The organism is Mycobacterium pseudoshottsii JCM 15466, from assembly GCF_003584745.1.
Classification (GTDB): Bacteria; Actinomycetota; Actinomycetes; order Mycobacteriales; family Mycobacteriaceae; genus Mycobacterium; species Mycobacterium marinum.
In genome coordinates, this window is record NZ_AP018410.1 from 410,812 (window position 1) to 437,766 (window position 26,955).

A 26,955-nucleotide genomic window follows, 5' to 3' on the forward strand; every position below is an offset into this window, starting at 1 on the left:
GGTGGCGGCCGCGGCAACGGATCTAGCCGGGGTGCAGTCGGTACTCAGCGCCGCGAACTCGGCGGCGGCCGGCCTCACCATGGCCGTGATGGCGGCCGGCGCGGACGAGGTATCGGCGTTGATCGCGGGTCTCCTCGATGCCCACGCCCGGGCGTATCAGGCACTCAGTGCCCAAGCTCTGGTGTTCCACGATCAGTTTGTCCAGATGCTCAACGCCGGTGCCAGCTCCTACGCCGCGGCCGAGGCGGCCAACGCGTCCCCGCTTCAGGCGGTACAGAACCTGGGGCAAAACGTGCTCGCCGCGGTAAACGCGCCGACCCAGGCCGTGTTGGGCCGTCCGCTGATCGGTGACGGCGCCAACGGATCGCCGAACACCGGCGCAGACGGCGGCGCGGGCGGTCTGCTGTACGGCAATGGCGGCAACGGGGGATCCGGTGGGCTGGCGCAGGCCGGGGGTAACGGCGGTGCGGCGGGGCTGATCGGCAACGGTGGCTCCGGCGGCGCGGGCGGTGCGGACTTCGCCGGCACATCGGGCGGGATGGGCGGTACCGGCGGTTGGCTGTGGGGCAATGGCGGGTCCGGCGGCGGCGGGGGCGTCGGCACCACCACGACCGGTGGGACAGGCGGTGCGGGCGGCAACGCGATGGGGTTGTTCGGCAACGGGGGCATCGGTGGCGCCGGCGGGGTCGGCCAGAACACCACCGGCACCGGGGGCAACGGGGGTGCCGGCGGAAACGCCGCGCTGCTGGGCTTCGCCGGGGCCGGCGGGGTTGGCGGGCTGGGCGGCGCCACCGGTGGCGCCGGTGGTCAAGGCGGCAACGCGGCGCTGTTCGGTAACGGCGGCGACGGCGGCGTCGGTGGCTGGGGGGTGCTCGCGGCCGCCGGGGGCAAGGGCGGTGACGCCATCGGCCTGTTCGGGCAGGGCGGTGCGGGCGGCACCGGCGGCGCGGCGGTGGGCGCCGGAAACCATGGTGGCAACGGGGGTGACGGCGGCACCGGTGCCATCATCGGCAATGGCGGGGACGGCGGCGCAGCGGGAACCAGCATCGGCCAGTCGGCCAGCGGCGGCAACGGTGGCAATGCGCGGTTGCTCGGAAACGGCGGCGACGGCGGACCCGGCATCTTCGGCGGCGCCGGGGGCACCGGCGGTCAGGGCGGCACCCTGGCCGGAGTCCCCGGCGCTGCCGGACCCAGCTGATCGCCCCGCGAGCCGGGGCCCGCAGCCGTAACAACGGCCCCGACCTGCGCGTTGGTCTACTCGGCGGCGGCGCGGGGCGACCGCATTGATACCAAGCCGGGCGGCGCACGCGACAATGGTGCGATGAGTGGCCCCAGCCCGCCGGAGTCGCCCGCCTGCTACCGGCACCCCGGGCGGCCGACCTATGTCCGCTGCACCCGTTGCGATCGGTACATCTGTGGTGACTGCATGCGTTCGGGCGCCGTCGGCCATCAGTGCGTCGAGTGCGTGCGCGCGGACGCCCGCACGGTGCGCCAGCCCCGTACTCAATTCGGCGGCCGACAGCGTTCGGTCACCCCGGTGGTGACGTTCTCGCTGATCGCGGTGAGCGTGCTGGTTTTCGTTCTGCAGTTGGTCGTTGCCGGACTGGGGCCAGATCTGGCCCTGTGGCCACCGGCGGTCGCCGACGGCCAGCTATACCGGCTGGTTACCTCGGCATTCATGCACTACGGCACGTTGCACCTGGTGTTCAACATGTGGGCGTTATATATCGTGGGCCCGCCGCTGGAGATGTGGCTGGGCAGGTTGCGGTTTGGCGGCCTCTACGCGCTGAGCGCGCTGGGGGGCTCGGTGCTGGTTTACCTGATTGCGCCGCTGAACACGGCGACCGCCGGCGCATCGGGAGCGATATTCGGCCTGTTCGGTGCCACCTTTGTCGTGGCAAAACGGCTCAATCTCGACATCCGCTGGGTGGTCGCCCTGATCGCGATCAACCTCGCGATCACGTTTGTCGCGCCCGCGGTTGGTTCCCAGCTGATCAGCTGGCAAGGGCACGTCGGCGGGCTGATTACCGGCGCCCTGGTTGCCGCGGCCTACGTCTACGCGCCTCGAGAACGCCGTAATTTCATCCAAGGTGCGGTGACCCTGACCGTTGCGGTTGCGTTCGTGGTGCTGATCTGGTGGCGCACCAGCGAGTTGCTCGCGATGTTCGGTGGGCACCTCAACTTGGGCTGACGCCCGGCGGCGGGGCCGGGTTAGGTTGGTCGCCATGACGTGGTGGATCGCCCACGCTGAGCGGGCGCTGTCACAAGATGTGCCCGCGCCACCGGAGCGGGTGCGCGACTTCTATGTGGACCTGGACAACCTCAAGCTGGTGCACCCGCTGATCGTCGCGGTGCAAGCGCTGTCCCGAACCGAAACCCGGGATGGCTACCGGCAGAGCTACCGCGTGATAGATCGCATTCCGATGGGACCGTTGAATCTCGAGGTGCGCTACCGGGCCCGGCTGCACGTCCCGGTGCACGGTGCGGTGCACACCGAGGCCGATCAGTTCCCACGCGTGCGGCTGCGCGCGACGGTGACCTTTGCGCCGGTCGCCGCTGGTACCAGGCTCACCGAGCGGATAGCGATGGCCGCGCCCCGTCCGCTGGCCTCCTACACCACCCGCGCGGCGGTGCAGGCGCACGCGGCGATGCTGGCCGGGATCCGCAGCTATTTCGAGTCGTCCTGAGCGGGGCTCCACTGCGCGGTCAGCGCGAAGTCGGAAAGGTATTTGGTGGAGCTCCACCCACCGTCGACCACAATGGTCTGCCCGTTGATGAAGGCGCCGCCCTCAGAACACAGGAATGCCAACGTGTTTGCCACGTCGTCGACGGTGCCCAGCCGCTGATGCGGTGTCATTTCAACGTTGATCCGCCGGAATCGCTCATCGGCCAGGCGATGCTGGGTCATCGCCGTCTGGATCACGCCGGGGGCCACCGCGTTGCACCGTATTCCCTGTGCCCCGTATTGGCAGGCGATGTGGGTGGTCAGCGCGGTGAGCCCGCCCTTGGCGGCCGAATATGCTCCGCCACGAAGACCTCCTACCACGGCAAACGTCGACGTGATGTTGATGATCGCCGATCCGGGCCGCAGATGTGGCAGCACCTCACGGGTCAGGCGGAACGGTGCGCGCAGCATCAAACTCAGGACGTAGTCCAAGGATTCGTCGTCGGTTTCGTGCACCGGTTTGGGGCTGCCCACCCCGGCGGCGTTGATCAGGAAGTCGATGCGTCCCCACCGGTCCAGGGCGGCGCGGGTGAGCTGGCCGGGTGCGTCATCATCGGTGAGATCGACCGGGTGGGTGGCTATCCGGTCGGGGCCGCCGGGCAGCTGGGTCAGCTCGGCAAGCCTGCGCTCGTCGCGGCCCGTGCCCAGCACCGCCATACCCATTTCGGCGAGTTTTGCTGCGCAACCGAATCCGATTCCGCCCGTTGCCCCCGTGATGATTGCTACCTGCATGTCACTGCTCTGCCTTCATGAGCGCTGCTTTGATCCGGTGTTTCACAATCTTGCCTGCGTCGTTCTTCGGCAGGTGGTCCCAGATAACCACTTGCTCGGGGATCTTGAACCGCGCAACGCCAGCGCCTTCGAGAAACGCGCGCACGCCTGGGAGGCCGGGCGGGGGGTCAGCCGCGGCAACGATGACGGCGCAGGCTCGCTCGCCGGTGCGGTCATCGGGCAGGCCGACAATCGCGACGTCGGCGATTCCGGGGTGGGTGATCAGGATGTCTTCGATCTCTTTGGGGGAGATGTTCTCGCCGTTGCGGATGATGATGTCCTTGGCTCGTCCGGTCACCACCAGATACTCGTCGTCGACCCAATGTCCGAGGTCTCCGGTGCGGAAATAGCCTTGCGCGTCGAAAGATCCGGCTTCGTCCTCGGGGTGCCGGTAGCCGACCAGCATCTGTGGCCCGCGCACCCGAATTTCACCGGCAACCAGCTTGACGTCGGCGGCACCGACCCGGCCATCGGTGGCTGCGGCGTGCGCACTGCTGTCGGGTGCGCCGATCGTCGTCGCCGGAACCTCGGTGGAACCGTACACGCGGGTGACAACGGCCTTGTCGAAATAGTCTGTCGCGCAACGAATCAACGACGGCGACACCGATGCGCCGCCGCAGACGAAGAATTTCAGGTCGGGCAATCTGGTGCCCGCCCGCTGTGCGGCGGCAAGCAGCTGCTCGAGGAACGGTGTCGCTCCGGCCATGTGGGTACACCGCTTCGATGTCATGAGTTGCACCGCGCGGTCCGCGTCCCATCGGTCCAGCAGCACGGCGGTAGTGCCGAGCAGAAGTGGGCATTCGAAGGCGTAGATCGAGCCGCCGATGTGCGCGATCGGCGAAGCGACCAGGAACCCGTCACCGGGCTCCACCATCCAGTGATCCCGGATCTGACAGATCAGTGCGTGGATCGAGTTGTGGTTGTGTAGGACGCCTTTCGGGCGTCCCGTCGTCCCCGAGGTGTACAAGATCATCCGTACCGCATCGGGATCCGCCGTGGGCAAGGGCGCAGCGGCCTCCCGGCCGACGAGTAGGGATTGGAAGGTCGAAACGCCATCGGGGCACTGCCCCCGCACCTCGATCACCTCCGGGCGCGACGGCAACTGTGCGGCCACCCGCCGCAGCATCGAGGTGTAGTCGTGACCGCGAAAATCTGCCGGGGCAAAGATCATCCGGCTGCCCGCATCTTCGAGAATGAACCGCAGTTCGTGCTCGCGCAGCGAGGGCAGGACGGGGTTGGCCACCATTGCGGCCAGCGTGCTGGCCAGATAGATCACCGCGGCTTCGTGCCAGTTCGGCAGCATGAAGCTGACCACGCTGCCCGCCGGCATGCGGGAGCGCAGGTGCTGCGCCAGGGCCATGGCCTGGCGGTGCAGTTCCTGGCAGTCCAGTTGCTGATCGGCATCGACCAGCGCCACCCGCTGCGGGGTGCTCTGCGCGGCCTCGCGCAGCGCATCGGCGAGCGTGCGCCGGACCCACCAGCGGTGCGCGTAGGCGCCTGCGGCGCGATCGGCATCCCAGCGAACCCAGCGCCCATCGATGAGCCTGCGTTGTGGAACTTTCGGCCCTCCCATCGGCCGGCGCTATTGGTCTGTCACACCGGAGGATCCGGTTTCACCGCGGAGTCGACGCATCGTCATCGAGTGACGGAACCGGGACGCCGGATGGGTGTTGAGCGTGACCTGGGCCACCTGCTCGTCGGATGTCACATAGGCGCGTCGGATCTGCAAGGCCGCAGATCCCGGTTCGACCTGGAGGCCGTGGGCCAGCGCCGGTGAGATTGACACGGCCGCGATTTCCTGTTGGACCTCAACGATGCCCAATCCGAATAGGTCCTAGATCAACGGAAAGATCGGCCCGTCGTGGCGGTGTAGCAACCTGCCGACCGCCGCGAATGCGCGGTTGATGTAGTACTGGGTGCGGCAAAGTGCGGGTTCGGCCGGCTCGGCGTTCTCGGCCCGCCGAAACCCGCAGACGCTCAGCCACTGCTCGCCGCTGGCCAGCCCGGTCTGTGCGCTCACCTCATCGGCGATGGTGGCCATGGCGATGGATTCGATCACGAATCTGGTGCCGGTGGCGAAGGCCAGCAGATCGTTGATCGACATCACATGCTGCACTTACGAATCCGACGACGGTCGCGGTACCACCAGCGTCCCGGTGCGCGGGCGCGAGGAAACCAGGTTGTCTTCCCGCAGCCGGCGCAGCGCCTCCCGAATGGTGTACCGGCTCACGGCAAACCGATCACACAGCTCGTGTTCGGTCGGCAACTGCGAGCCCACCGGATAGATACCGTCCACGATCTCTTTGCGTAGCGTCCGCGCCACCTGAAGATAGCGGTGATCGAGGATCTTTGGCTCGGACAACTTTGGCGGCCTTCAGGATTCCCGGCGCAATGCCAGTACGCTGCCATCCGCGTCGGCGGAGATGTAGAGGGTTGCGTCCGGCCCGGGCGTGATTGCGGCGAACGGTCCCTGCGGGCCGGAGAACGGCGGCATTCCGCGCAGCGGCTTGGGGGTGACGCCGGCGGGTGCTCCCACCGGTAGATCCCACGCGATGGTGTGGCGGGTGCGCGAGCCGAGATCGACTGCGACGAGTTGCTTTGCTCCGGAGTCGATGACGTAGACCTGCCGGTCGCAAATGGCCACGCCCTGCGGACACTGCAATCCGTCCAACAAGGTGCCGGTATCGCCGAGCGTGCGCACCCGGCCGGCGTCGGCCTCGGTCACCACGCACCTCCCGTCGGCCGTGACGGCCACGCCAACCGGATCGCTGAGGCCCGATGCCATCACCTCGACCCCGTCCGGCCGGACCGACAGCACCCGTCCGGCGCCCCGCTCGGCCACGAACAGGGCGCCCGAACCCGCCACGGCCACCCCGTAGAGCTGGTCCAAACCCGTGGCCAACACCTCGCTTTCGGACGCCCAGGGACGGTAGCGCGCAACCTCGCCGTTGGACGTGGTCACCGCGAATTCGCCGGATCCCAGCGCGGCCACTCCGCGCAGAAACCCCGGGTACCCCGCCGAGAAGAGCATTCCGCCGACACGCAGGGTGCCGTCGGCGAGCAGAACGTAAAAGTAGGTGCCGTCGGCGATGTAGAGGTCGCCATCCGCGTCGACGGCCAGCCCCAGCGGCCAGGTCAACCCGCCCGGCAGCGTGGTCCGCGTTTCTCCGGTACCGAGGATCTCGGTGATCTCGCCGGTGAAACTCGAAACGAACAGCCGCTCGCCGACGAAGGTCAGGTTGTCCAGACCCGGGTGCAGTGCCGCGAGCACGGTGCGATCTCCGGTGCGGGGATTGATCCGCAGCACCTCACCGCTGTGCACCTGGGTCGAGACGAGGTGGCCATGGGGGTCGAACTTCACCGCGTCGGGAACTCCGAGATCGCCGGCCACACACTGCGGGACACCGCCGTCGGGATCGATGCGCCAGATCTCGTTGGCGCCCATCACCGGGAAGTACAACAAGCCGTCCGGGCCGACCTCCATGGCGTTGGGCGAGGGCAGGTTGCGCGCCAGCACTCGGGGTGCCCCGCCGTTGAGGTCCAGCTCCAGCAGTCGCCCGCCGTCGCGGCATTCACCGACGAACAACCGGCCCTGGTGAAAGGTGATGCCGTTGGCTGACGGAATGTCGTCTCGAAGCACCCGGGTGTGGCCATCGGGCGCGCGCACGCTCACCCGGCCGTCCATCACCTCGGTGGCGTAGAGATTGCCGTCCTGGTCGAAGGCCAGGTCGTCGGGCGCGATGATCGCACCCCCCTTGGGGCAGACGGTGTCCAGCCGTCCGGTGCTCAGGTCCAGCGCGCTGATCTGGCTGCCGGTCACCTGCGCGATGTAGACCCTGCCATCCGGACCGGTGCGCAACCCATTGGCGCCGAACGGCCGGCTGGGCGCGGTGAGCCGGGTCAGGGTCCAGCCTTCGGCAACGTTGGGTGCCCGCGTGACCGGGTAGCGGCCCGCGTGCTGCAACCGTCGGGTTACGGGTATCACTGCTCGGACCATAGCAATCGGAATCTGGTCCAGACAATAGCCGCGGCCATGCCGAACATTGCCCTTGACGAGGCCGCCAAAACGAGAGAATCATACTCTCTAATGAGTGCACGCCATTATCTTGTCCGGACAAATAGCGGCCAGGTCAATGACTGTTGATCTGCTGAGCCTCTCCGGGCGCGTCGTCGTGGTCGCCGGTGCCGCGGCTGGCGGTATCGGCACGGCGGTGACGCGCATGGTTGCTCGGGCGGGAGCGACGGTTGTCGCGGTGAGCCGTGGCCAGGACAATCTGGACCGCCATGTCGGTCCGCTGGTGGCCGAGGGACTGGCGGTGTTGCCGGTGGCCGCGGACGTTTGCACCGATGAGGGAATCGAGGCCACGCTCGAGGCCGTGCGCCGTGCCGACGGCGACTTGCACGGTCTGGTCAACGTCGCCGGCGGCGCCGACCCGTCGACCTGGATGCCGAGCACCCGGGTCCGGCGCAGCGCCTGGCATGAGCTGTTCGCCAGGAATCTGGAGGCGATGTTCTTCATGAGCCAGGCGATCGCCGCGGAACTGAAGAGTCGCCAGCGGCCGGGTTCCATTGTTTCGCTGTCCTCCATCAGCGGGATGAACGCCGCTCCCTTTCACATCGGTTATGGCACAGCCAAAGCCGCGATCGTGGCGGCGACCCGCACCATGGCCCTCGAACTCGCCTGCGACGAGACCGCGGCGGGATCCCCGATCCGGGTCAACGCGGTGGCACCCGGGGTGACCGAGACGCCGGCGTCGCACACCTATACCGACGTCGACCCCGAACGTGATCGCCGCGCTATTGCGATGGGGCGGCGGGGACGTCCGGACGAGGTGGCCGGGGTGATCCTGTTCCTGCTCTCCGACCTGTCCAGCTACATCACCGGCCAGACGCTGCTGGTCGACGGCGGCCTGAACCTCAAATGGGGACATCTGGGTGCCGACAACACCTCGTTGTTCCTCAAGGACGAGTCGTTTCGGGCCGCGATCAAACGCTGGGACGAGGCCTGAGGTGACCGATCACAACGACGGGAGGGCAGAACCGATGGACGCGGCCCGCCACGACGATGTCGAGGCGACGTTGACCGGTGCGGTCACCTTCGGGGTCGACGCGTACACCTGCGCGGACTACGCCCGAGCCGAGCGTGACAAGCTGTGGCGCAAGGTACGGCAGCAAGTCGGCAGAGTGGAAGATCTTCCCAAGGTTGGCAGCTACCTCACCTACGACATTCTCGACGACTCGATCGTGGTGGTACGCAGCGCAGCCGACACCTTCAAGGCCCATCACAACGTCTGCATGCACCGAGGCCGTCGGCTCGTCGACATCCCCCCGGGAGCTAAAAACGTTTGCGGCCACAAAAAGTCGTTCGTCTGCGGGTTCCACGGCTGGACCTACGACCAGGACGGCAACTGCATCCACATCCCCGAGAAGCCGGACTGGCAAGGCGCGCTGACCCCGGAGAACACCCACCTGGCCGCGGTCAACGTCGACACCTGGGGCGGCTGGATCTGGATCAATATGGATCCGGCCGCGCAGCCATTGCGCCAGTACCTGGAGCCCGCGGCCACCATGCTCGACCCGTTCCGGTTGCAGGACATGCGCTGCAAGTGGCGAAAGTGGCTGACCTTCCAATGCAACTGGAAGGTGGCGATGGAGGCGTTCAACGAGACCTACCACGTCGCAACCACCCATCCGCAGTTCAACAAGTTCGGCAACTTCCGCGGCTGGGCGGCCGCCCACGGCCGCCACAGCAACATCGGCTACGACGCGCCGAAGGACCTGGCGCAGACCAAGTCCAAGATCCGGCTCGGAACCGGAGCCGATCCGCGGGTATCCACCGCCGAAATGCAGCGCTACACGCTCGAGGAGACCAACGCGTCCACCACCAGAACGTTGGTGGACGCCGCGCTGCGTCTGGTCGAGGAGTTGCCCGAAGACGCACCCGCGGGTCAGGTACTCGATCACTGGCTGACGTCGGCACGGCGTGACGACGCCGCCCGCGGCGTGCTCTGGCCGACCATCGATCCCGAACACCTGGCCCAAAGCGGCACCGCCTGGCAGATCTTTCCCAACTTCCAGATCGGTCAAGGCCTCACCACCGCCCTGTGCTACAGCGCCCGGCCACACGGATACGACCCCGACCAATGTGTCTTCGAAGCGTCCTGCTACGAGCTGTATCCCAAAGGTGAAGAGCCGCAAACGGAGTGGGTCTACACGCCGCCGGATGACCCGGGTTGGCGCAGCGTGCTGCCGCAGGATTTCTCCAACATGGCCGCGGTCCAGCAGGGCATGAAGTCGGGGGGCTTCGGCGGCCCCAAGCCAAACCCGTACATGGAGCGCAGCACCGCCAACTTGCATCGCAACCTTGCCGAATACATGGGCACCGGCGCACCACGAGAACTCTGAAGGGGATCGGATCAATGAAGGTCAACATCGGACTTGGCGCCCACAATTCACTGGACTGGGAGCGGGTGCTCGCCGAGGACTACGATCGCCCGCCCAGCACTGCGGACTGGGAATGCGTCCAGGCCACGCTCGCGCTCGGAGACCTGGCCGAACCACTGGGCTTCGACGGCATCTGGTTGCCAGAGCACTGCGGCACACCGTATGGCATGACGCCCAACCCGATTCAGGCACTGAGCTACTTCGCCGGAAGAACCGAGCGGGTCAATCTCGGCACGTTCGTGGCCGTGGCGCCCTGGTGGCATCCCATCCGGCTGGCTCACCAGATGGCCTACCTGGACATCATCTCCAACGGGAGATACACGACGCTTGGCATCGGGCGCGGGGTGTCCAAGGGGGAGTTCGCCGCGGTCGGCGTACCGCGTGAAGAAAGCCGGCAGCGGTTCAACGAAACCCTGGACATCCTCGCCCTGGCCTTCAGTGGAAAGCGGTTCGCCTATGAGGGCGAAATCTTCACCGTTCCAGAAATGTCCCTTCGCCCCGAACCCTTCAGCTCCGACCTCTTCGCGCGGATCTACAGCTCATCGTCGACCGCGGAATCCCTGGAGATCCTCGCCCGCCGCGGCATGGTCCCGCTGTTCGTGGGCAACAAGCCGATCGAGGATGCCGGGCGAGAGGTGCAGCAAGTGAACACCTTCCGCCAGGAGGAAGGCCTGCCGCCGTGCCAGCCGAAGAATGTCATGTTCATGTACTGCACGGCCAGCGCCGAGCAGGCCGCCGAATCCGAGGAGTGGATCTGGACGGCCAATCGCGATGTCACCGTGCACTATGGATTCGCCGACGCCTCGAACTTCAAGGGGGTCAAGGGCTATGAGGCCTATGCCGCACGTGAGGCCAGTGCGACTGCGGTGCTGGCCTCGTCGGTGACCGGCGACGCCAAGGGCGGTCCCCCTAAAACCCCCGGTTATCACGCATCGAACCTGCTCATCGGGACGCCGGAGGAGATCTACCACCGAATCACCGCTGCCCAGGCGGCGTGCTCGTTCTGCGAGCTGACCATCGTTGTGCAATTCGGCACCATGCCCTACGAGCAGGCGATGGCCAGCACTCGCCTGTTCGCCCAAGAGGTGCTACCCGCGGTGCACCGGATGGACGCACCGCTACACCCCGCGGCGCTGCCGGCCAACGCCCTGGCGTGACTGAGATGACCGCCCCTGACTGCCCGCCCAGCCAGACACCCGGCGACATCGACCTTCCCGCGCTGCGCGAGAAATACCGTCAAGAGCGCGAGAAGCGGCTGCGCCCGGAAGGTTCCAGGCAGTACATCGAGCTGGTTGACGATTTTGCCGGATACTACGAATCCGATCCTTATTCGCCACCGCTACAGCGTGATCCGATATCGGCCGACATCGACGTGCTGGTACTCGGCGGTGGTTTCGGCGGTCTGCTCTGCGGTGCCCACCTGAAGAAGGCCGGCGTCGCTGACGTCAGGATCATCGAACTGGGCGGCGACTTCGGAGGCGTCTGGTATTGGAATCGCTATCCGGGCCTGCAGTGTGACAACGAGTCATACTGCTACATACCGCTGCTCGAAGAGCTGAACTACATGCCGAGCAAGAAGTTCGCCGACGGTAGCGAGATCTATGAGCATTGCCGGCGCATCGGCAAGCACTACGGCCTCTATGACTCCGCGATCTTCGGCACGCAGGTACGGGAGCTGCACTGGGATGAGGCGATCAGGCGCTGGCGCGTCGGCACCAACCGCGGCGATGACATCCGGGCCCGCTTTGTGGTCATGGCCTCGGGCCCGTTTCACCGGCCGAAGTTGCCGGGCATCCCGGGCATCAAAGATTTCCGTGGTCACAGCTTTCACTCGGCACGCTGGGACTATGAGTACACCGGCGGGGACAACACCGGGGGGTTGAGCGGGCTGGCCGACAAGCGCGTCGCGGTCGTGGGAACGGGGGCGACGGCTGTGCAGATCGTGCCGTTCCTGGGCCGGTATGCCAAGCACCTGTACGTCTTTCAGCGCATGCCTTCGTCAGTGGGGGAGCGCAACAACACACCCACCGACCCGGAATGGGCGAAGTCACTGCAGCCGGGCTGGCAGAAACAGCGGCAGCGCAATTTCCATTCCTGGACCTTCGAGGGGATGGCGCTGGGCCAACCCGACTACGTGTGCGATTTCTGGACCGAGCTGGGTCGCAATACCGCCGCGCGGGTGCTGGCGCTCGAGGATCCGGCCGCACTCAGCCCCGAGCAGTTCATGGCGATCCGTGAGGAAGAGGACTACAAAGTCTTGGAGCGGCTGAGGCGCCGAATCCAGAGCATCGTCGATGACACGTCGACCGCCGAGGCGCTCAAGCCCTACTACCGATTCCTGTGTAAGCGGCCGTGCACCAACGACGACTATCTGCAGACGTTCAACCGGCCCAATGTGACCCTGGTCGACGTCTCGCAGACCAGGGGCGTCCAGCGGGCCACCGAAACGGGGCTGGTGGCCAATGACACCGAGTACGAGCTCGATTGCATCATCTACGCCAGCGGCTTTGAGATCACCACACAGATCAGCCGCCGCTACTCCATCGACGAGATCAGGGGCCGCGACAACGTGTCGCTGTTCGACTATTGGCGCAATGGGTACCAAACGCTGCACGGCATGACCAGCCGCGGATTTCCCAATCAGTTTTTCACCGGATTCACCCAGGTCGGCATCTCGGCCAACATCGCCGCCAACTACGAATTGCAGGGCGAGCACATCGCCTACATCATCGCCGAAGCGCTGGCCCGGGGTGCGACCGTCGTCGAACCCAGCCAGCAGGCACAAGACCAGTGGTGCAGGACCATTCGGGAAACCGCGATCGACAACACCCAGTTCGATATCTCGAGTGCACGCCCGGCTACTACAACAACGAAGGCGGCGGCCCCGGTGCGGCCGAAGGCGAGGGAATCCGTTCCCACATCGGCGAACCCTACGGCCCGGGTTTTTACGCATTCGGTGATCTGCTTGCCCAATGGCGAAGCAAAGGCGATCTGAATGGCCTCATTCTGGAATCGTGATGACTGAACTCAGGTTCGACGATCGGGTCGCCGTGGTGACCGGCGCCGGCCGGGGCCTGGGCCGGGCGTACGCGCTGCTGCTGGCGGCCAGAGGGGCCAAAGTCGTGGTCAACGACACCGGTGGTTCGCTGGCCGGTGCCGGTGGCGACCCCGCACCCGCGCACCAGGTGGTGGCCGAGATCACCGCGCTCGGCGGGCAGGCGGCCGCGTCGCTGGACTCGGTGACGACACCCGCCGGTGGTCAGGCGATCATCGAAACCGCGCTCGAGCGCTACGGCCGGATCGACATCCTGATCCACAATGCCGGCAACGTGCGCAGCGCGCCGCTCAAGGAGATGAGCTACGAAGACTTCGATGCCGTCATCGACGTGCATCTTCGGGGCGCCTTCCACGTCGTGCGGCCGGCCTTCGGGTTGATGTGTGACCAACTTTACGGCCGCATCGTGTTGGCTTCCTCGATCGGCGGCCTGTACGGCAACCAGGGGGTCGCCAATTACGCCGCGGCAAAAGCCGGCTTGATCGGCTTGTCCAATGTCGCCGCCGTCGAGGGCGCGGCCAGTGGTGTTTTGTGCAACGTCATCGTTCCCTCCGCGGTGACCAGAATGGCTGACGGCCTGGATATTTCGTCGTACCCGCCGATGGGCACCGAGCTGGTGGCCCCGGTGGTCGGTTTGCTGGCGCACGAGTCCTGTCCGGTCAACGGTGAGATGTTGATCGCCATCGCGGGCCGGGTGGCGCGGGCGGTGGTCGCCGAAAGTCCCGGCGTGCAGCGCCTGTCCTGGTCGATGGAAGATGTTGCCGAAGGGCTCTACGCCATCCGAGATCTGGCCGCACCACTGGTCTTTCCCGTGGTCCCCAGCGGACAACCAGACCACATCCGCTACAGTTTCGAGTCGGCCGCGTGGGCGAATCGAGGAAGCGCGCACCATGTCTAATTGCGGGTCCGATTGCGACTCTAGTTTGGGGGCCGGTGCCGGGAAGCGCACCGGCCCGCTGTCCGGCGTGCGCGTCGTCGATCTCACCGCGATGGTGATGGGGCCCTACTGCACCCAGATCATGGCCGACATGGGGGCCGATGTCATCAAGATCGAGCCCCCGCAAGGCGACGACACCCGGTACGTCTCGGTTGGTCCGGCCGCCGGCATGAGCGGCGTGTTCGTCAACGTCAACCGGGGCAAGCGCAGCGCCGTCATCGACCTGAAGTCCGATTCCGGCCAGGCTGCCGTGCGGGCCCTGATCGAAGGGGCCGATGTCTTCATCCATTCCATGCGCGCCAAGGCGATCGCCCGGCTTGGGCTGAGCTACCCCGAGGTCGCCGCCATCAACCCGGCCATCGTCTACACCAACTGCTACGGATACGGCCGGCGCGGCCCCAACCGGGATCTGCCGGCCTATGACGACACCATTCAGGCGGCGTGCGGACTGCCGTCCGTGCAAGAGCAGCTCACGGGTGAGCCCAGCTACGTGGGAACGATAATGGCGGACAAGGTCGCCGGACTCACCGCGCTCTACGCGACCATGATGGCCCTGTTCCACCGGGAACGTACCGGGCAGGGCCAAGAGGTCGAGATCGGGATGTTCGAGGCCGTGGCGTCGTTCATGCTGGTCGAACACGCCAACGGCGCGATGTTCGATCCGCCGCTGGGCCCGGCGGTCTATCCCCGCACCGTGGCGCCCAATCGGCGGCCGTATCGCACCAGCGACGGCTACCTTGCCGCGCTGATCTACAACGACAAACACTGGGCCGCTTTCGTCGATGCGGTACGGCCCCCATGGGCCAGCGAGCAGTACGCCACCCTCGAGGGCCGGGCCCGCCAGATCGACACCGTGTACGCGCTGCTGGCCGAGACCTTTGCGGCGCGGACCACCCAGGAATGGCTGGATCTGCTCGAGGAGCTCGAGATACCCGCGTCAGCGCTGTCGAGTCCGGCGGAATTGTTCGACAACCAGCATCTGAATGCCGTCGGATTCTTCGAAACCATCGACACTGCCCACGGACCGGTTCGCTTCCCGGGAGTGCCGACCTGGTTCTCCCGGACCCCGGGCCGGGTATCGGGTCCGGCCCCGCAGTTGGGCGCCGATACCAGCGCGGTGTTGGAGGAACTGGGCATCAACGCTGCCGATGCGCAACCGGCCGGCCCGGCCTAGCCCGAAATAGCGGCCAAGTCGTCGAAAAACCTTGCTACACCTAGGCGTGTCTGCAAAAGGATCCACCGCTGCCGCATCTAAGCTTGCTGGGATCACGAGGAGGGGCAGCGACGTATCGGCAGCAACTTTGGCGCGGGGCGACAGGGTGCTCCGGGCACGCTAACAGCAAGCACTGAGCCGGGCGGGTATGACCCCGCGCCGGATTCTTCTGCTACCCGCAAACGTTGGATTGCTCCGGTGCGACGTGCGGGCCGCACCGCAATCTGGGACCGCGCGGGGCGACAGCGCGGAATTCCTGCGCTGGACGGCCTGCGCGCGGTGGCCGTCGCGCTGGTGCTCGTCGGGCACGGCGGCGTTCCCGGAGTGGGCGGCGGCTTCATCGGCGTGGACGTCTTCTTCGTCCTGAGCGGCTTCCTGATCACCTCGCTGCTCTTGGACGAATTGGGTCGCTCCGGTCGGATCGATCTGACCGGATTCTGGATTCGCCGCGCGCGCCGGCTGCTGCCGGCGCTGGTGCTGATGGTGCTCACCGTCGCCGCGGCCCGCGAGCTGTTGCCCTACCAGGCGCTCACCGGACTGCGTAACGACGCGCTGGCGGCCTTCCTGTGGATGGCCAACTGGCGGTTCGTCGCACAGAAGACCGACTACTTCACCCAGGGCGCGCCCCCCTCGCCGCTGCAACACACCTGGTCGTTGGGGGTGGAGGAGCAGTACTACATCGTATGGCCGCTGTTGTTGATCGCGGTGACACTGCTCTTGGCGGCCCGGGCCAGGCGCTATTTCCAGCGGGCCACCCTCGGCGGCGTCCGGTTCACCATATTCGTGATCGGCACCCTGGGGGCCCTGGCCTCTGGCGCGGCGGCCATTGTCTTTGCGTCCGAGTCAACGCGTGACCGGATCTATTTTGGCACCGATACTCGGGCCCAGGCCTTGTTGGTCGGCGCCGCGGCGGCGGCGTTGTTGGTGCGCGGTTGGACGGCGCTCAACCACGGCTGGTGCCTGGTCTGGACCCGGTGGGGGCGGCGCGTCGCCCGCTTTCTGCCGGTCATCGGGGTGGCGGGCTTGGCGGCGCTCACCCACTTTGCCACCGGAAACGTCAACGAGTTCCGCCACGGTCTGCTGATCCTGGTCGCCCTGGCCGCGGTCTTCGTGGTGGCGCCGGTTGCGCTGGAACAACGCGGAGCGGTCGCGCGTTTGCTGGCGTGGCGCCCGCTGGTCTGGCTGGGCACCATCTCCTACGGCATCTACCTGTGGCACTGGCCGATCTTTTTGGCCCTCAACGGCGAGCGCACCGGGTGGACCGGAACGCGGCTGTTCGCCGCGCGGTGTGCCCTCACCGTGGCTATCGCCGCGTTGTCGTGGTGGCTGTTCGAGCAACCGATCCGGCGCTGGCGCCCGGCGCGAGTACCGCTGCTACCCCTGGCGGCGGCCACCGTCGCCAGCGCGGCCGCCGCCACCATGCTGGTTATCCCGGTCGGCACCGGCCCGGGCCTGCGTGAGGTAGGCCTGCCACCCGGCGTTTCGGCGGTCGCCGCGGTCTCACCGTCACCGCCGGAGCCGGCCGCGCCGGGGCCAGCCGCCGCGCCACGAGATCCGAACCGGCCATTCACCGTTTCGGTGTTCGGTGACTCGATCGGCTGGACCATGATGCATTACCTGCCCGCCACACCCGGATTCCGATTTATCGACCACACCGTCATCGGTTGCAGCCTGGTGCGGGGCACGCCGTATCGCTACATCGGTCAGACATTGGAGCAACGGCCGGAGTGCGATACCTGGCCCAGCAGATGGTCCGCCCAGGTCAGTCAAGACCGGCCCGATGTCGCGCTGCTGATCATCGGTCGCTGGGAGACCGTGGACCGGGTGAACGAAGGAAAGTGGACTCACATCGGAGACCCGACCTTCGATGGGTATCTCAACTTCGAATTGCAGCGGGCGCTCAAGATCGTCGGATCCAGTGGTGTCCGGGTGATGGTGGCCACGGTGCCCTACAGCCGGGGCGGCGAGAAGCCGGATGGCCGCTTGTACCCGGAGGACCAGCCGGACCGGGTCAGGCAATGGAACGACATGTTGCGCAAGACAGTTAGCCAACACCGAAACGTCGGGATCATCGACCTCAACAAGAAGCTGTCCCCAGATGGGGTTTATACGGCCAAGGTTGACGGGATTCAGGTGCGCAGTGACGGCGTTCACCTCACCCCAGAGGGTGTGAAGTGGCTGATACCGTGGCTCGAGGAGTCGTTGCGCTAGTCGTTAATCGGCCGTGCGACAGCTGATTTCCATGCTGTCGCGGCTTCTGGCGGGAAAGTTGAAGCTCACGTAGCCGTTGGCGGGGTCCCGGATGTAGTCCAGGTACGGCCGGGAACCGGCGGACTCGGTGTTGTCGGCAAGGATCAATGCACCCGCCGGCAGCACCGGCTCCAGCAGCCTGACGACGGGTAGGTACAGGTCTTTCCAGCCGTCGAGCAGCACGAATTGGACCGGTCCGGGCACGGTTGTCAGCGTCGCGAGCGCATCCCCTTCGGCGACGGTGATCACGTCGGCCAGCTCGGTGTCGGCGAAGGTCTGCTTGGCGGCGGCGATCTTGCTGGCGTTGAGTTCGGTGGTCACCACCCGGCCGCTGCCGTTGTCGCGAACCGCGGCCGCGAGATGGATGGTGGATATGCCGAACGACATTCCGAACTCGACGACGGTCGTGGGTCGGATCGCACGGACCAGCGCATACATGAGTCGGCCGGCCTCCGGTGTCACCGGGATGTAGAACTCGCTCATCGCGTCGGCCCGTTGCTGCGCATCCCCAGACCACAGCCGTTCGATTTCAGCGCGTCGCTCGCGCAGCGCCGTCATTTCGTTTGCGGCTGCGGCGTACATCCGGTCCAGCGCCGCGGCGACTTTGGCGTCCTGCAAAGTGGTGCCCATGCCGGCGAGGGTAGGCCGCCACCATCGCCAGTGCCATCGTTGGTGGTGGCCGTTACCAAATAGCCGTTTGACGAGCAGCGGGTTTCGGTGCGAACATGGTTCCCGCAAGCACCTCGGTAGGCGAGGCGTCTGCATGGATACAGGCCACTGACCCCGAACGTCGAGAGATGCCCCGGGTCAGGACAGCTCTTCCCGGCCTAAGGGTTGAGCCCAAGTGGCTTCCGGATAGTCCGGATACGCCGTGCAGTGCCGAAGCTCCCACGAGAGGAGTGCGTTCGACGATGCGTCGCCGTACGGTCATCCCTCTTGCATAGGTGATGTGACGACACCCCCGTGTGTCATGGCCGTGAGGAGGTGAGGGCGAGACATGAGTGACATCAGTCCGGGCGATAGTCCCTATCCGAAATCCGTCTTCCCCCGATCCGGTTCCGGCATTTCTTCTACCGCCTAAGCCTTGTCGGGCCTTCACCAGGATCTGTGCCCAATCCGTGGGGCACCAGCGCCATGAAGGCCCGGGACACCTTGACGCGTTGAATGACGTAAGCCGATCGGTTTTCCCACCAGGAGTAAGATCATGGCTTTGGTTGCTACACAACGTATTCCCTACATGACCGGTTTTCCGGGACGTTCGCTGCTCAGTGCGGGCCGGCGGCTGACCAACAAGTGGTCCGCCCACTTCGTCCTGACACCGCAGGAGCGCGCCAACCGCTACGTGTCCAGGATGCCGATCGCGGTGGTTACCGCGTCGCTGGGTGGACATCCAGATCTGGGCACCAACAACTACCGCTAATTCCCTGAGCCGCAACGAACTCGGCGGCGGACGCTGACCCGGTGTCCGTCGCCGGGAGTGGCTTGCGCTGTCCGGTTCGCCACCTCTGTATCGATAGCGAGACGTTGATGACCTCGATATCCACTTCGCGTCGCGGTGCCCCGAATTCCGCTGTGCACTCCGCCGACGCCGCCGTCCTGGATTCGGCCCATACCGGCGACATCGTTGGTGCGTTCGGCCGGATCCGGCGGGATGGCGACGGCGTAGCTTCCCGGCGGTGGCAGCGTCTGCGGACCCTGATGGTCATCAGCGGTCCCGGGCTGATCGTGATGGTCGGCGACAACGACGCCGGTGGTGTCGCCACTTACGCTCAGGCCGGCCAGAACTACGGGATGACCCTGCTCTGGACCCTGGCCTTGCTGATCCCGGTGCTATACGTGAACCAGGAAATGGTGTTGCGCCTGGGTGCGGTCGTAAGGGTCGGGCACGCGCGGCTGATCTTCGAGCGCTTCGGCAAGTTCTGGGGCGCGTTCAGCGTCGGCGACCTGTTGATCCTCAATGCGCTGACCATCGTCACCGAATTCATCGGCGTATCAATGGCCCTCGGCTTTCTCGGCTGCCCGAAGGCGGTCGCCATCCCGGCCGCCGCGGTGCTGTTGTTCGCGGTGGTCGCCGGCGGCTCATTTCGCCGCTGGGAGCAGATGATGTTTCTGCTGATCGCGGTCAACGTGGTGATCATTCCGATGGCGCTACTGGTGCATCCGACGTTCTCGGGGACGGTGGGTGGTTTGGTGCCACGCTTCCCCGGAGGACTGGACTCCACGGTGCTGTTGCTCATCGTGGCGATCGTCGGCACCACGATCGCACCATGGCAGTTGTTCTTTCAGCAGTCCAACGTGGTGGACAAGCGCATCACGGCGCGCTGGATTCCCTACGCACGAGCGGATCTGGTACTCGGCATCGTCGTGGTGATCGTCGGGGCGACAGCGCTGATGGCGGTGACCGCATTCGGCCTGGCCGGCACCTCCGACGTCGGCCACTTCAGTGACGCGGGCGCGGTCGCAACGAGTTTGACCAACCACTTCGGCTCCACCGTGGGCATCCTGTTCGCAGTCGTGCTACTCGACGCATCGCTGATCGGCGCGAACGCCATCGGGCTGGCCACCACCTATGCCGTTGGCGACGCGATGGGCAAAAGGCACTCGCTGCACTGGAAGATCAGTGAGGCCCCGCTGTTCTACGGCGGCTACGCGGCGCTACTTGCGATTTCAGCCGCGGTAGCGTTCAGCCCCGACTACTTGCTCGGCTTGGTGACCCAGGGTGTGCAGGCCCTCGCCGGCATCCTGCTACCGTCGGCAACGGTATTTCTGGTGTTGCTCTGCAACGACCATGCGGTACTGGGTCCGTGGGTAAACACCCTGCGGCAGAACATTATTGCTTGGACCACGGTCTGGTGTCTGGTCTTGCTGTCGCTGGCGCTGACGGTAACGACCTTCTTTCCGCGCCTGTCGACCGCCGCCATCGAGATAGGTCTGGTGGCCGGCGCGGCGATCGGCATGATGGGCGGCGCTGCGGTGCTCATCACCGGCCGCCGGCGCAGCGACCGACGCGACGCGGAGGCCATCTCGCAATCCCTGGGCGGCGGGCTGGATCCCGGGGAGGTCGATGAGATCAACGACGCCAAGTTGCTCAGCCGTGCCGAACGGCGTGCCATTCGCCAACAGGACCGGGCCCAGTGGTGTACCCCCAATCTGACCGACCTTGCCCGCCCGGCCATGTCGCCGGCACACCGGCTGGGCCTATTCACCCTGCGGGCCTACCTCGTGGTCGCGGTGGTGCTGGTGGTTGTCAAGGTGGTGCAGGCCGGGATCGGCTGACCGGCTGGATGATTCAGCCGGCAGCCAGCACCGTTGTGCGCGCCGCAAAGACTAGCCGACCACCTCGATCGGATCGCCGACGTTGACGCTGTCGAAGTACCACGCCGCGTTATCCGGGCTCAGGTTGATGCACCCGTGGCTCACATTGGCGTAGCCCTGTGAGTTCACCGACCACGGCGCCGAATGGACATACACTCCGCTCCACGTGACCCGAACCGCGTAGGAGGCGGTGATCATGTACCCCTCCGACGAGTTCAGCGGGATGCCGATGGTGCGGGAGTCCATGACAACGGTGCGCTCTTTGGACAAGGCGGTGAAGCTGCCGATCGGAGTGGGGCGACTGGGTTTGCCCATCGACGCCGGCATGGTGCGCAGCACGTCACCGTTGCGGCTGACGGTGAAGGTGTGCGCGGAGACGCTGGCCACACCGAGCAGCTCGTCACCGGTCTCGAAGCCGGTGGTCAGTTCCTGCACCCCCACCGAAACGCGCGTGTGGGTGGGCCAGTATCGGTCCGGCACCCACTGCACGACGTTGCTTTGGACCCACTGGAAGTGTCCGGTCATGTTGCTCGGTGAAAGGACGTGAATGGTCCGTTGGGCGGCGCGGCGGTTGGTCACTGGCGCGGTGAACGTCACCACCACGGGGTGCGCCACTCCTACCACCGCTCCGTTCGCGGGCAACACCGAAGTAACGCCCGGAATCGGCTCTGCGGCCGGCAGGGCCGCGGTGGCGGGACTGCCCGCTGCCACGACCGCCAATACTGTAATCGCAACCATAACGAATAGATAACGAATTATTCGACGCATGGCGTCCGCCCTTCGAGATGGTGCGAGCAACTAAACGCATTCTAGTTGTTAGGTGCCCACTCGCGGGGTGTAGCAAACAATTCTCAGTTAGCCAGGGGGTCGGGATTCGGGCCCATATTCGGGGTCTCGGGTGAAACTCCTCGGTGCGCCGAAAATCAATCCGAAATTGACGTTGGCGCAGATTCCGGGGTCGGATTCGCTGGTAGCGATACCGATTCCGCGTACGTCCGGGCTGGCTCGTCGCGCCGCGCCTGCGGTCCAACCGCGCTGCGGGGTAACGAGAACCGCCCAATGGCGCGCGGACCTTGTCGCGACGGTGCAGGACCTGGCGGCCCAATCGGGGACCGGCGGGCGACAACGGTCCGGTGGGGGCGGTAGCCTCAGCGAATCGGTACCCATGACCGAGGAGGTGTCAGTGCTCTTCCGTCAACTGGAGTACTTCGTCGCGGTAGCTCAGGAACGCCACTTCGCCCGGGCGGCGGAGAAGTGTTATGTGTCGCAGCCCGCCTTGTCCTCGGCAATCGCCAAGCTCGAACGTGAACTCAACGTCACCTTGATCAATCGGGGCCACAGCTTCGAGGGGCTCACCCCGGAGGGTGAGCGGTTGGTGGTCTGGGCCAAGCGGATCATCGCCGAGCACGACGCCTTCAAGGCAGAGGTGGACGCGGTGCGATCGGGGATCACCGGAACGCTGCGTTTGGGCACCGTTCCGTCTGCCTCGACAACTGCGTCGCTGGTGCTGTCGGACTTCTGCTCGGCGCACCCGTTGGTGAAGGCGCAGATCTGTTCCCGGTTGGCGGTCACCGAGCTGTACCGGCGGCTGCGTGACTTCGAGCTGGACGCCGCCATCGTGTATACGTCCTCCGACGATGGTCATGACGTTGACTTGGTGCCGCTGTACGAGGAGCGCCATGTGCTGCTGGCGCCGCCGGAGATGTTGCCCCCGGGCGTGTCGACGCTGAGCTGGCTCGATGCCGCGCAGCTACCACTGGCCCTGCTCTCCTCGGATATGCGAGACCGGCAAATCATCGACGCGGCCTTCGCCGACCACGCCATCACGGTCAGTCCGCAGGTTGAAACCGATTCCGTTGCTTCGCTGTTCGCTCAGGTCGCCACGGGGAATTCGGCGTCCATTGTGCCGCACACCTGGCTATGGACCACACCCGCGGGCGGTGAGATACGCCCGGTCCAACTGGTCAGCCCGGTGGTGAAAGCCCAGGTCGCCTTGGCTACCAGTTCCACCGGGCCTGGATCTCCCGTCGCCAGGGCGCTGATGACCAGCGCCCAGGGGCTCGCGTTGGATGAGTTCTTCCAAACGCGGCTGATGGAGATCAGCCGCCGGCGCTGACCCGCGCTGGGGTGGCCGCGCTAGTGGGATTTAGGCTGGCTAGGTGCCCGCTCTCCACACCGGCGGCCGGGTCGAGTTCGCAGTCGATGACGGTGGGTCCGTTGGATGCGAGCGCCGCGGTCAGCGCCGACCGCAGCTCAGTCGAGGTGGTGACGTGATATCCCTTGCCGCCGAATGCTTCTGCGATCAGCTCGTGGCGTGCGTGGGCGCTCAACACAGTGGGGGCGGGGTCGTTGGGACTGGCGTCTGTGGCCTGGGCCTTGGTGGCCTCGTCGCCACGGTAGACGCCGCCGTTGTTGAGGATGACCACGGTGACGGGAAGCTGGTAGCGGCAGATGGTCTCGACCTCCATGCCGCTGAAACCAAATGCACTATCCCCTTCGATTGCGACGACGGGCCGGCCGGTCTCCACCGCGGCCGCGATGGAGTAGCCCATGCCGATACCCATCACCCCCCACGTTCCTGTGTCGATACGGTGACGCGGCAGCTGCATGTCGATGACATTGCGGGCCAGGTCTAGCGCGTTGGCGCCTTCATTGACCACATACACGTCGGGATTATCGTGCAGCACAGTGCGAATGGCGCCAAGCGCGTTGTAGAACCGCATCGGGTGCGGATCCTCGGCCAAGCGTTGCAGCATTTTTGCTTCGTTGCGTGCCTTGCGTTCGGCGAGCTCGGTGGTCCACGGGGCCCTGGTCGCGATCGGATGCCGGGCCAGGCCGTCGGACAATGCCGCCATCACCGAGCCGATGTCGCCGGTCAGTGGCGCGGCAATCGGGCGGTTGCTATCGAACTCCGATGCCGCGATGTCGACCTGGATGAACTTGGCGTCGGCCGACCACTGCGGTGACTCGCCGTGGCCGAGTAGCCAATTCAGTCGAGCCCCGATCAGCAGGACAGCGTCGGCGCGGGCGATGGCAAGCGAGCGAGCCGCCCCCGCGGAGCACGGATGCGAATCCGGCAGTAGCCCCTTGGCCATTGACATGGGCAGGAACGGAATTCCGGTCGTCTCGATGAAGTCCCGGATCGCGTTGTCGGCCTGTGCATATGCCGCGCCCTTGCCCAGCACGATCAGCGGACGTTGGGCCTGGCTGAGGATGGTCAGTGCGCGATCGACGGCCTCGGGTGCGGGCAATTGCCGCGGGGCCGGGTCGACGAGGCGCCAAACGGTCGCCGCGGCGGCCGTCGCGTCCATCGCCTGACCGAGCACCTCGCCGGGGACGTCGAGGTAGACCCCGCCCGGGCGGCCCGAGATCGCGGTGCGCAACGCGCGGGCAATGCCAAGCCCGACATCTTCGACCCGATTGATCCGGTACGCGGCTTTCGCGAATGGGCGGGCCGCGTTGAGCTGGTCGATCTCCTGATAGTCGCCACGTGCCAGATCCACGATCGCCCGCTGGCTGGACCCGGAAATCTGGATCATCGGGACGCAGTTGGCGGTTGCGTTGGCCAGTGCGGGCAGCGCGTTGAGGAAACCCGGGCCCGACGTGGTGAGGCACACCCCGGGCCGGGCGGTCAGGAAGCCTGCGGCGGCCGCCGCGTTGGCGGCGGAGGCTTCGTGGCGGAATCCGATGTAGCGGATTCCGCGGGCCTGCACGGTGCGCGCCAGGTCGGTGATGGGGATGCCGACGATTCCGTAGATCGTGGCGACGTCGTTGGCTTTGAGTGCGTCGGCCACCAGATGGAAACCATCGGTCAATCCGCCTGCGGCTGTCGCGTCGCTGGGAGATGCCGATTGTGTGGTCATGGTGGCGACTCCTCGGGTGTGTTGGTGGCCGGTGGCTTGATCACCACTCTTATCGGGTGCCCCCGCTGTGTCCAAGACCGGTTCTCTATCCGACGATTCACTCCGTCTATCGAGCGGCGGCTACGGCGTAGGCCGGCACCACCGCGACTCGATAGCCGTCGACTATCGACTGGTAGCCGGTCAGTATTGGACAACGCGTACCGATCACCGGCAGGGTGCTGATCAGGTGCCAACTGCACCGGTAATACCTGGAGGGAGTGCACGCGATGGCATCGGACTCGATCACCGGCGGCCAGGCAGTGCCCGCGCACGTCGGGACCCAACCCTGCGACTCGGCCGCCGGCCCTCGGCTGGCGGATCTGGTGGAGCTGGCGGCGGCCCAGCTGCCGGAGGCAACCGCGGTCATCTTCACCGCCGATCGTGTCGCGGTCAGCTATCGCGACCTGGTCCGCCTGGTCGACGACCTCGCCGGGCAGCTGACTCGGGCCGGCCTGCGGCAGGGGGAGCGGGTGGCGTTGCGCTCGGGCAGCAACCTCGAGTTCGTGGTCGCGCTGCTGGCCGCGTCACGCGCGAATCTGATCGTCGTTCCGCTGGATCCGGCGCTGCCGGTCGCTGACCAACGCGCCCGCGCCGGGGCCGCAGGGGCACGCGTGGTGCTCATCGACGGCACCGGACCCGGCGACCGGGATGAACCGGCGGTTCGATGGTGGCCGATCGCGGTGAGTGTGGCGCGCGATACCGGCATTCTGTCGGTCCATTTGGACGCCGCCGGCGAGCCCACCGCGGTGGCGTCGGCGCCCCAGGGGTCGCGGGCCGACGACGCCATGATCATGTTCACCGGGGGAACCACGGGGCTGCCGAAGATGGTTCCCTGGACGCGCGCCAACATCGCCACCTCGATACGGTCCATCATCGCGGGATACCGGCTGAGCCCACAGGACGCGACGGTTGCGGTGATGCCGCTGTACCACGGCCACGGCCTGATGGCCGCGTTGCTGTCGACCCTGGTCTCGGGGGGCACGGTGCTGCTGCCGGCTCGCGGAAAATTCTCGGCGCACACATTCTGGGACGACATTCACGTCGCGCACGCCACCTGGTACACCGCGGTGCCCACGATCCACCAGATCTTGTTGGAGCGCGCCAAGACGGAACGGGAAGCCGACTCGTCCGGCCGGACTCGCGCCGCATTGCGCTTCATCCGCAGTTGCAGCGCGCCACTCACGCCCGAAACCGCGCAAGCGTTGCATGACGAGTTCTCCGCCCCGGTGTTGTGCGCATTCGGCATGACCGAGGCCACCCACCAGGTGGCAAGCACCGGTGTCGAGGGCAGCGGCTGCGACGAAAACCCCGCTGAGTCAACCGGTCTGGTCGGTCGATCAACGGGGCCCGAAATCCGGATCGTCGGGCCCGACGGGCATCCGGTCGGGCCCGGCGCCGTCGGCGAAGTCTGGTTGCACGGCCCCACGGTGGTGCGCGGCTACCTCGGTGACCCGAAGATCACCGCGGCAAACTTCACCGACGGCTGGCTACGCACCGGCGACCTCGGAACCCTGTCGCAGGCGGGCGACCTCAGCATCCGCGGCCGGATCAAGGAACTGATCAACCGGGGCGGGGAGAAGATTTCCCCGGAACGCGTCGAAGGGGTGCTGGCCAGCCACCCCGGGGTGCAGGAGAACGCGGTCTTCGGCGTCCCCGACGCGCTCTACGGCGAAGCGGTCGCGGCGGTGATCGTGCCGCGTGAGCCCGCGCCCACTGCGCAGGAACTCACCGAATTCTGCCGGGAGAAGCTGGCGTCCTTCGAAATTCCGGCCACCTTCCAGATGGCCAGTGAGCTGCCGCATACCGCGAAGGGGTCGCTGGACCGGCGCGCGGTGGCCCAACAGTTCGGCGGGCAGGCCTAGTAGGGTCCCAGCGCCGAAGCGATGGAACCCCAGGCGGCCTGCGCGCCGGAATCGCCGACCTGGTAGGTCGCGACGAGCGTGGCCGCGGCGGCAACGATCACCAGCGCGGTGATCGTCAGGTGCGTCGCGGTGTTGACCGCACGCCCCCGTTCCCGGCGAACATGCATGACCACCAGCAGGGCGACGGCCAACGCCTGGACCGCCATGAAATAGGTCAGGGTCTCACCGAGTTCCTGGTGCTTTTCTACCATCGGTGACGGGCCCAGCCGAGCCTGAAGCCATGCACCGGCGTCAGCGGTGATCGGGGTCGCGATGAGTGTGATGACCGCCAGCAGCAGCGTCAGCCAGACAAATCGCTGCCGTGCCGGTGTCCACAAGGCACACACGATGGCCAGGATCGCGGTCAGCGGACCCAGCACCACGACCAGGTGATTGAGCAGGATGTGCGCGGGCAGTCCGTTGATGGTCGACATGAATCCGC

Annotated in this window: 20 protein-coding genes, 2 pseudogenes and 1 riboswitch; of the genes and pseudogenes, 14 read left to right on the top strand and 8 right to left on the bottom strand. The window is 66.3% G+C overall.

The window, feature by feature from the left end; genetic code table 11:
• Position 1: 1 nt before the first annotated feature.
• The 3 genes from MPSD_RS30090 (at position 2) to MPSD_RS01975 (ending at position 2,687) form a co-directional block, all read left to right on the top strand.
• The gene (locus MPSD_RS30090; RefSeq protein WP_264000883.1) at positions 2–1,198 is read left to right on the top strand and encodes a PE family protein; all 1,197 of its coding nucleotides are present in this window, start codon (positions 2–4) and stop codon (positions 1,196–1,198) included.
• 123 nt (positions 1,199–1,321) lie between these two features.
• Positions 1,322–2,191 carry a rhomboid family intramembrane serine protease gene (locus MPSD_RS01970; protein ID WP_036426999.1) on the top strand — a complete coding sequence of 290 codons (870 nt, stop codon included), beginning with the start codon at positions 1,322–1,324 and terminating at the stop codon, positions 2,189–2,191.
• A gap of 34 nt (positions 2,192–2,225) precedes the next feature.
• Entirely contained in the window at positions 2,226–2,687 is a 462-nt protein-coding gene (locus tag MPSD_RS01975) for an SRPBCC family protein (RefSeq protein ID WP_020785179.1), read from the top strand.
• Here MPSD_RS01975 and MPSD_RS01980 read toward each other — a convergent pair.
• The 4 genes and pseudogenes from MPSD_RS01980 to MPSD_RS01995 form a co-directional block, all read right to left on the bottom strand.
• Complete coding sequence (locus tag MPSD_RS01980; protein WP_020785178.1) at positions 2,669–3,457, bottom strand: SDR family NAD(P)-dependent oxidoreductase; 789 nt, start codon at positions 3,455–3,457, stop codon at positions 2,669–2,671. The genes MPSD_RS01975 and MPSD_RS01980 overlap by 19 nt on opposite strands.
• 1 nt (position 3,458) lies before the next feature.
• Positions 3,459–5,069, bottom strand: coding sequence for an AMP-binding protein (locus MPSD_RS01985; RefSeq protein ID WP_086084890.1), 1,611 nt, complete (start codon positions 5,067–5,069; stop codon positions 3,459–3,461).
• A gap of 9 nt (positions 5,070–5,078) precedes the next feature.
• A pseudogene (locus MPSD_RS01990) lies at positions 5,079–5,858 on the bottom strand (GntR family transcriptional regulator).
• Between the two features lie 12 nt (positions 5,859–5,870).
• Positions 5,871–7,493 carry an SMP-30/gluconolactonase/LRE family protein gene (locus MPSD_RS01995; RefSeq protein ID WP_036425956.1) on the bottom strand — a complete coding sequence of 541 codons (1,623 nt, stop codon included), beginning with the start codon at positions 7,491–7,493 and terminating at the stop codon, positions 5,871–5,873.
• A gap of 136 nt (positions 7,494–7,629) precedes the next feature.
• Between MPSD_RS01995 and MPSD_RS02000 the strand changes: the two genes are divergently transcribed.
• The 7 genes and pseudogenes from MPSD_RS02000 (at position 7,630) to MPSD_RS02030 (ending at position 17,356) form a co-directional block, all read left to right on the top strand.
• Positions 7,630–8,505 (top strand): SDR family NAD(P)-dependent oxidoreductase, encoded by an 876-nt coding sequence (locus tag MPSD_RS02000; protein ID WP_020785171.1) that lies wholly within the window; start codon positions 7,630–7,632, stop codon positions 8,503–8,505.
• Positions 8,506–8,539: 34 nt separating this feature from the next.
• Positions 8,540–9,901 carry an aromatic ring-hydroxylating oxygenase subunit alpha gene (locus MPSD_RS02005; RefSeq protein ID WP_086084894.1) on the top strand — a complete coding sequence of 454 codons (1,362 nt, stop codon included), beginning with the start codon at positions 8,540–8,542 and terminating at the stop codon, positions 9,899–9,901.
• Between the two features lie 14 nt (positions 9,902–9,915).
• Positions 9,916–11,097, top strand: coding sequence for an LLM class flavin-dependent oxidoreductase (locus MPSD_RS02010; protein ID WP_012392294.1), 1,182 nt, complete (start codon positions 9,916–9,918; stop codon positions 11,095–11,097).
• A gap of 5 nt (positions 11,098–11,102) precedes the next feature.
• Positions 11,103–12,958: pseudogene (locus MPSD_RS02015) on the top strand (flavin-containing monooxygenase).
• Positions 12,958–13,893, top strand: coding sequence for an SDR family NAD(P)-dependent oxidoreductase (locus MPSD_RS02020; RefSeq protein WP_086084889.1), 936 nt, complete (start codon positions 12,958–12,960; stop codon positions 13,891–13,893). Before MPSD_RS02015 ends, MPSD_RS02020 begins: the two are co-directional and overlap by 1 nt.
• On the top strand, positions 13,886–15,106 hold the full coding sequence (locus MPSD_RS02025) for a CaiB/BaiF CoA transferase family protein (RefSeq protein ID WP_012392297.1): 1,221 nt from the start codon (positions 13,886–13,888) through the stop codon (positions 15,104–15,106). The genes MPSD_RS02020 and MPSD_RS02025 overlap by 8 nt, the downstream gene beginning before the upstream one ends.
• Positions 15,107–15,343: 237 nt before the next feature.
• Positions 15,344–17,356, top strand: a complete 2,013-nt coding sequence (locus MPSD_RS02030; RefSeq protein ID WP_086084888.1) for an SGNH/GDSL hydrolase family protein — start codon at positions 15,344–15,346, stop codon at positions 17,354–17,356.
• Positions 17,357–17,359: 3 nt separating this feature from the next.
• Here the strand turns inward: MPSD_RS02030 and MPSD_RS02035 are convergent, their stop codons facing one another.
• Positions 17,360–18,025 (bottom strand): O-methyltransferase, encoded by a 666-nt coding sequence (locus tag MPSD_RS02035; RefSeq protein WP_015354109.1) that lies wholly within the window; start codon positions 18,023–18,025, stop codon positions 17,360–17,362.
• A gap of 105 nt (positions 18,026–18,130) precedes the next feature.
• A riboswitch (M-box (ykoK) riboswitch) is annotated at positions 18,131–18,301 on the top strand.
• Between the two features lie 298 nt (positions 18,302–18,599).
• Between MPSD_RS02035 and MPSD_RS02040 the strand changes: the two genes are divergently transcribed.
• Together MPSD_RS02040 and MPSD_RS02045 are read left to right on the top strand one after the other, a co-directional pair.
• Complete coding sequence (locus tag MPSD_RS02040; protein ID WP_012392300.1) at positions 18,600–18,815, top strand: hypothetical protein; 216 nt, start codon at positions 18,600–18,602, stop codon at positions 18,813–18,815.
• Between the two features lie 107 nt (positions 18,816–18,922).
• Positions 18,923–20,671 (top strand): NRAMP family divalent metal transporter, encoded by a 1,749-nt coding sequence (locus MPSD_RS02045; protein ID WP_036425952.1) that lies wholly within the window; start codon positions 18,923–18,925, stop codon positions 20,669–20,671.
• 51 nt (positions 20,672–20,722) lie between these two features.
• Here the strand turns inward: MPSD_RS02045 and MPSD_RS02050 are convergent, their stop codons facing one another.
• Positions 20,723–21,478, bottom strand: coding sequence for a L,D-transpeptidase (locus MPSD_RS02050; RefSeq protein WP_036425950.1), 756 nt, complete (start codon positions 21,476–21,478; stop codon positions 20,723–20,725).
• Between the two features lie 415 nt (positions 21,479–21,893).
• Between MPSD_RS02050 and MPSD_RS02055 the strand changes: the two genes are divergently transcribed.
• On the top strand, positions 21,894–22,826 hold the full coding sequence (locus MPSD_RS02055; RefSeq protein WP_036426997.1) for a LysR family transcriptional regulator: 933 nt from the start codon (positions 21,894–21,896) through the stop codon (positions 22,824–22,826).
• On the opposite strand, the gene oxc is transcribed toward MPSD_RS02055, so the two are convergent.
• Positions 22,810–24,573 (bottom strand): oxalyl-CoA decarboxylase, encoded by a 1,764-nt coding sequence (gene oxc / locus MPSD_RS02060; protein ID WP_036425947.1) that lies wholly within the window; start codon positions 24,571–24,573, stop codon positions 22,810–22,812. The two genes, MPSD_RS02055 and oxc, sit on opposite strands and share 17 nt — an antisense overlap.
• Before the next feature lie 266 nt (positions 24,574–24,839).
• On the opposite strand from oxc, the gene MPSD_RS02070 reads away from it, so the two are divergent.
• Positions 24,840–26,474: a FadD7 family fatty acid--CoA ligase gene (locus tag MPSD_RS02070; protein WP_086084887.1), complete on the top strand. Its 1,635-nt coding sequence runs from the start codon at positions 24,840–24,842 to the stop codon at positions 26,472–26,474.
• Here MPSD_RS02070 and MPSD_RS02075 read toward each other — a convergent pair.
• Positions 26,471–26,947 (bottom strand): DUF2231 domain-containing protein, encoded by a 477-nt coding sequence (locus tag MPSD_RS02075; protein ID WP_015354114.1) that lies wholly within the window; start codon positions 26,945–26,947, stop codon positions 26,471–26,473. The two genes, MPSD_RS02070 and MPSD_RS02075, sit on opposite strands and share 4 nt — an antisense overlap.
• Positions 26,948–26,955 lie beyond the last annotated feature (8 nt).

Excerpts from the sequence above, each read along its gene's own strand:
- MPSD_RS01970 (WP_036426999.1), top strand. The coding sequence starts at position 1,322 with ATGAGTGGCCCCAGCCCGCCGGAGTCGCCCGCCTGCTACCGGCACCCC.
- MPSD_RS01975 (WP_020785179.1), top strand. The coding sequence starts at position 2,226 with ATGACGTGGTGGATCGCCCACGCTGAGCGGGCGCTGTCACAAGATGTG.
- MPSD_RS01980 (WP_020785178.1), bottom strand. The coding sequence starts at position 3,457 with ATGCAGGTAGCAATCATCACGGGGGCAACGGGCGGAATCGGATTCGGT.
- MPSD_RS01985 (WP_086084890.1), bottom strand. The coding sequence starts at position 5,069 with ATGGGAGGGCCGAAAGTTCCACAACGCAGGCTCATCGATGGGCGCTGG.
- MPSD_RS01995 (WP_036425956.1), bottom strand. The coding sequence starts at position 7,493 with ATGGTCCGAGCAGTGATACCCGTAACCCGACGGTTGCAGCACGCGGGC.
- MPSD_RS02000 (WP_020785171.1), top strand. The coding sequence starts at position 7,630 with ATGACTGTTGATCTGCTGAGCCTCTCCGGGCGCGTCGTCGTGGTCGCC.
- MPSD_RS02005 (WP_086084894.1), top strand. The coding sequence starts at position 8,540 with ATGGACGCGGCCCGCCACGACGATGTCGAGGCGACGTTGACCGGTGCG.
- MPSD_RS02010 (WP_012392294.1), top strand. The coding sequence starts at position 9,916 with ATGAAGGTCAACATCGGACTTGGCGCCCACAATTCACTGGACTGGGAG.
- MPSD_RS02020 (WP_086084889.1), top strand. The coding sequence starts at position 12,958 with ATGACTGAACTCAGGTTCGACGATCGGGTCGCCGTGGTGACCGGCGCC.
- MPSD_RS02025 (WP_012392297.1), top strand. The coding sequence starts at position 13,886 with ATGTCTAATTGCGGGTCCGATTGCGACTCTAGTTTGGGGGCCGGTGCC.
- MPSD_RS02035 (WP_015354109.1), bottom strand. The coding sequence starts at position 18,025 with ATGGGCACCACTTTGCAGGACGCCAAAGTCGCCGCGGCGCTGGACCGG.
- MPSD_RS02040 (WP_012392300.1), top strand. The coding sequence starts at position 18,600 with ATGGCTTTGGTTGCTACACAACGTATTCCCTACATGACCGGTTTTCCG.
- MPSD_RS02045 (WP_036425952.1), top strand. The coding sequence starts at position 18,923 with ATGACCTCGATATCCACTTCGCGTCGCGGTGCCCCGAATTCCGCTGTG.
- MPSD_RS02050 (WP_036425950.1), bottom strand. The coding sequence starts at position 21,478 with ATGCGTCGAATAATTCGTTATCTATTCGTTATGGTTGCGATTACAGTA.
- oxc (WP_036425947.1), bottom strand. The coding sequence starts at position 24,573 with ATGACCACACAATCGGCATCTCCCAGCGACGCGACAGCCGCAGGCGGA.
- MPSD_RS02070 (WP_086084887.1), top strand. The coding sequence starts at position 24,840 with ATGGCATCGGACTCGATCACCGGCGGCCAGGCAGTGCCCGCGCACGTC.
- MPSD_RS02075 (WP_015354114.1), bottom strand. The coding sequence starts at position 26,947 with ATGTCGACCATCAACGGACTGCCCGCGCACATCCTGCTCAATCACCTG.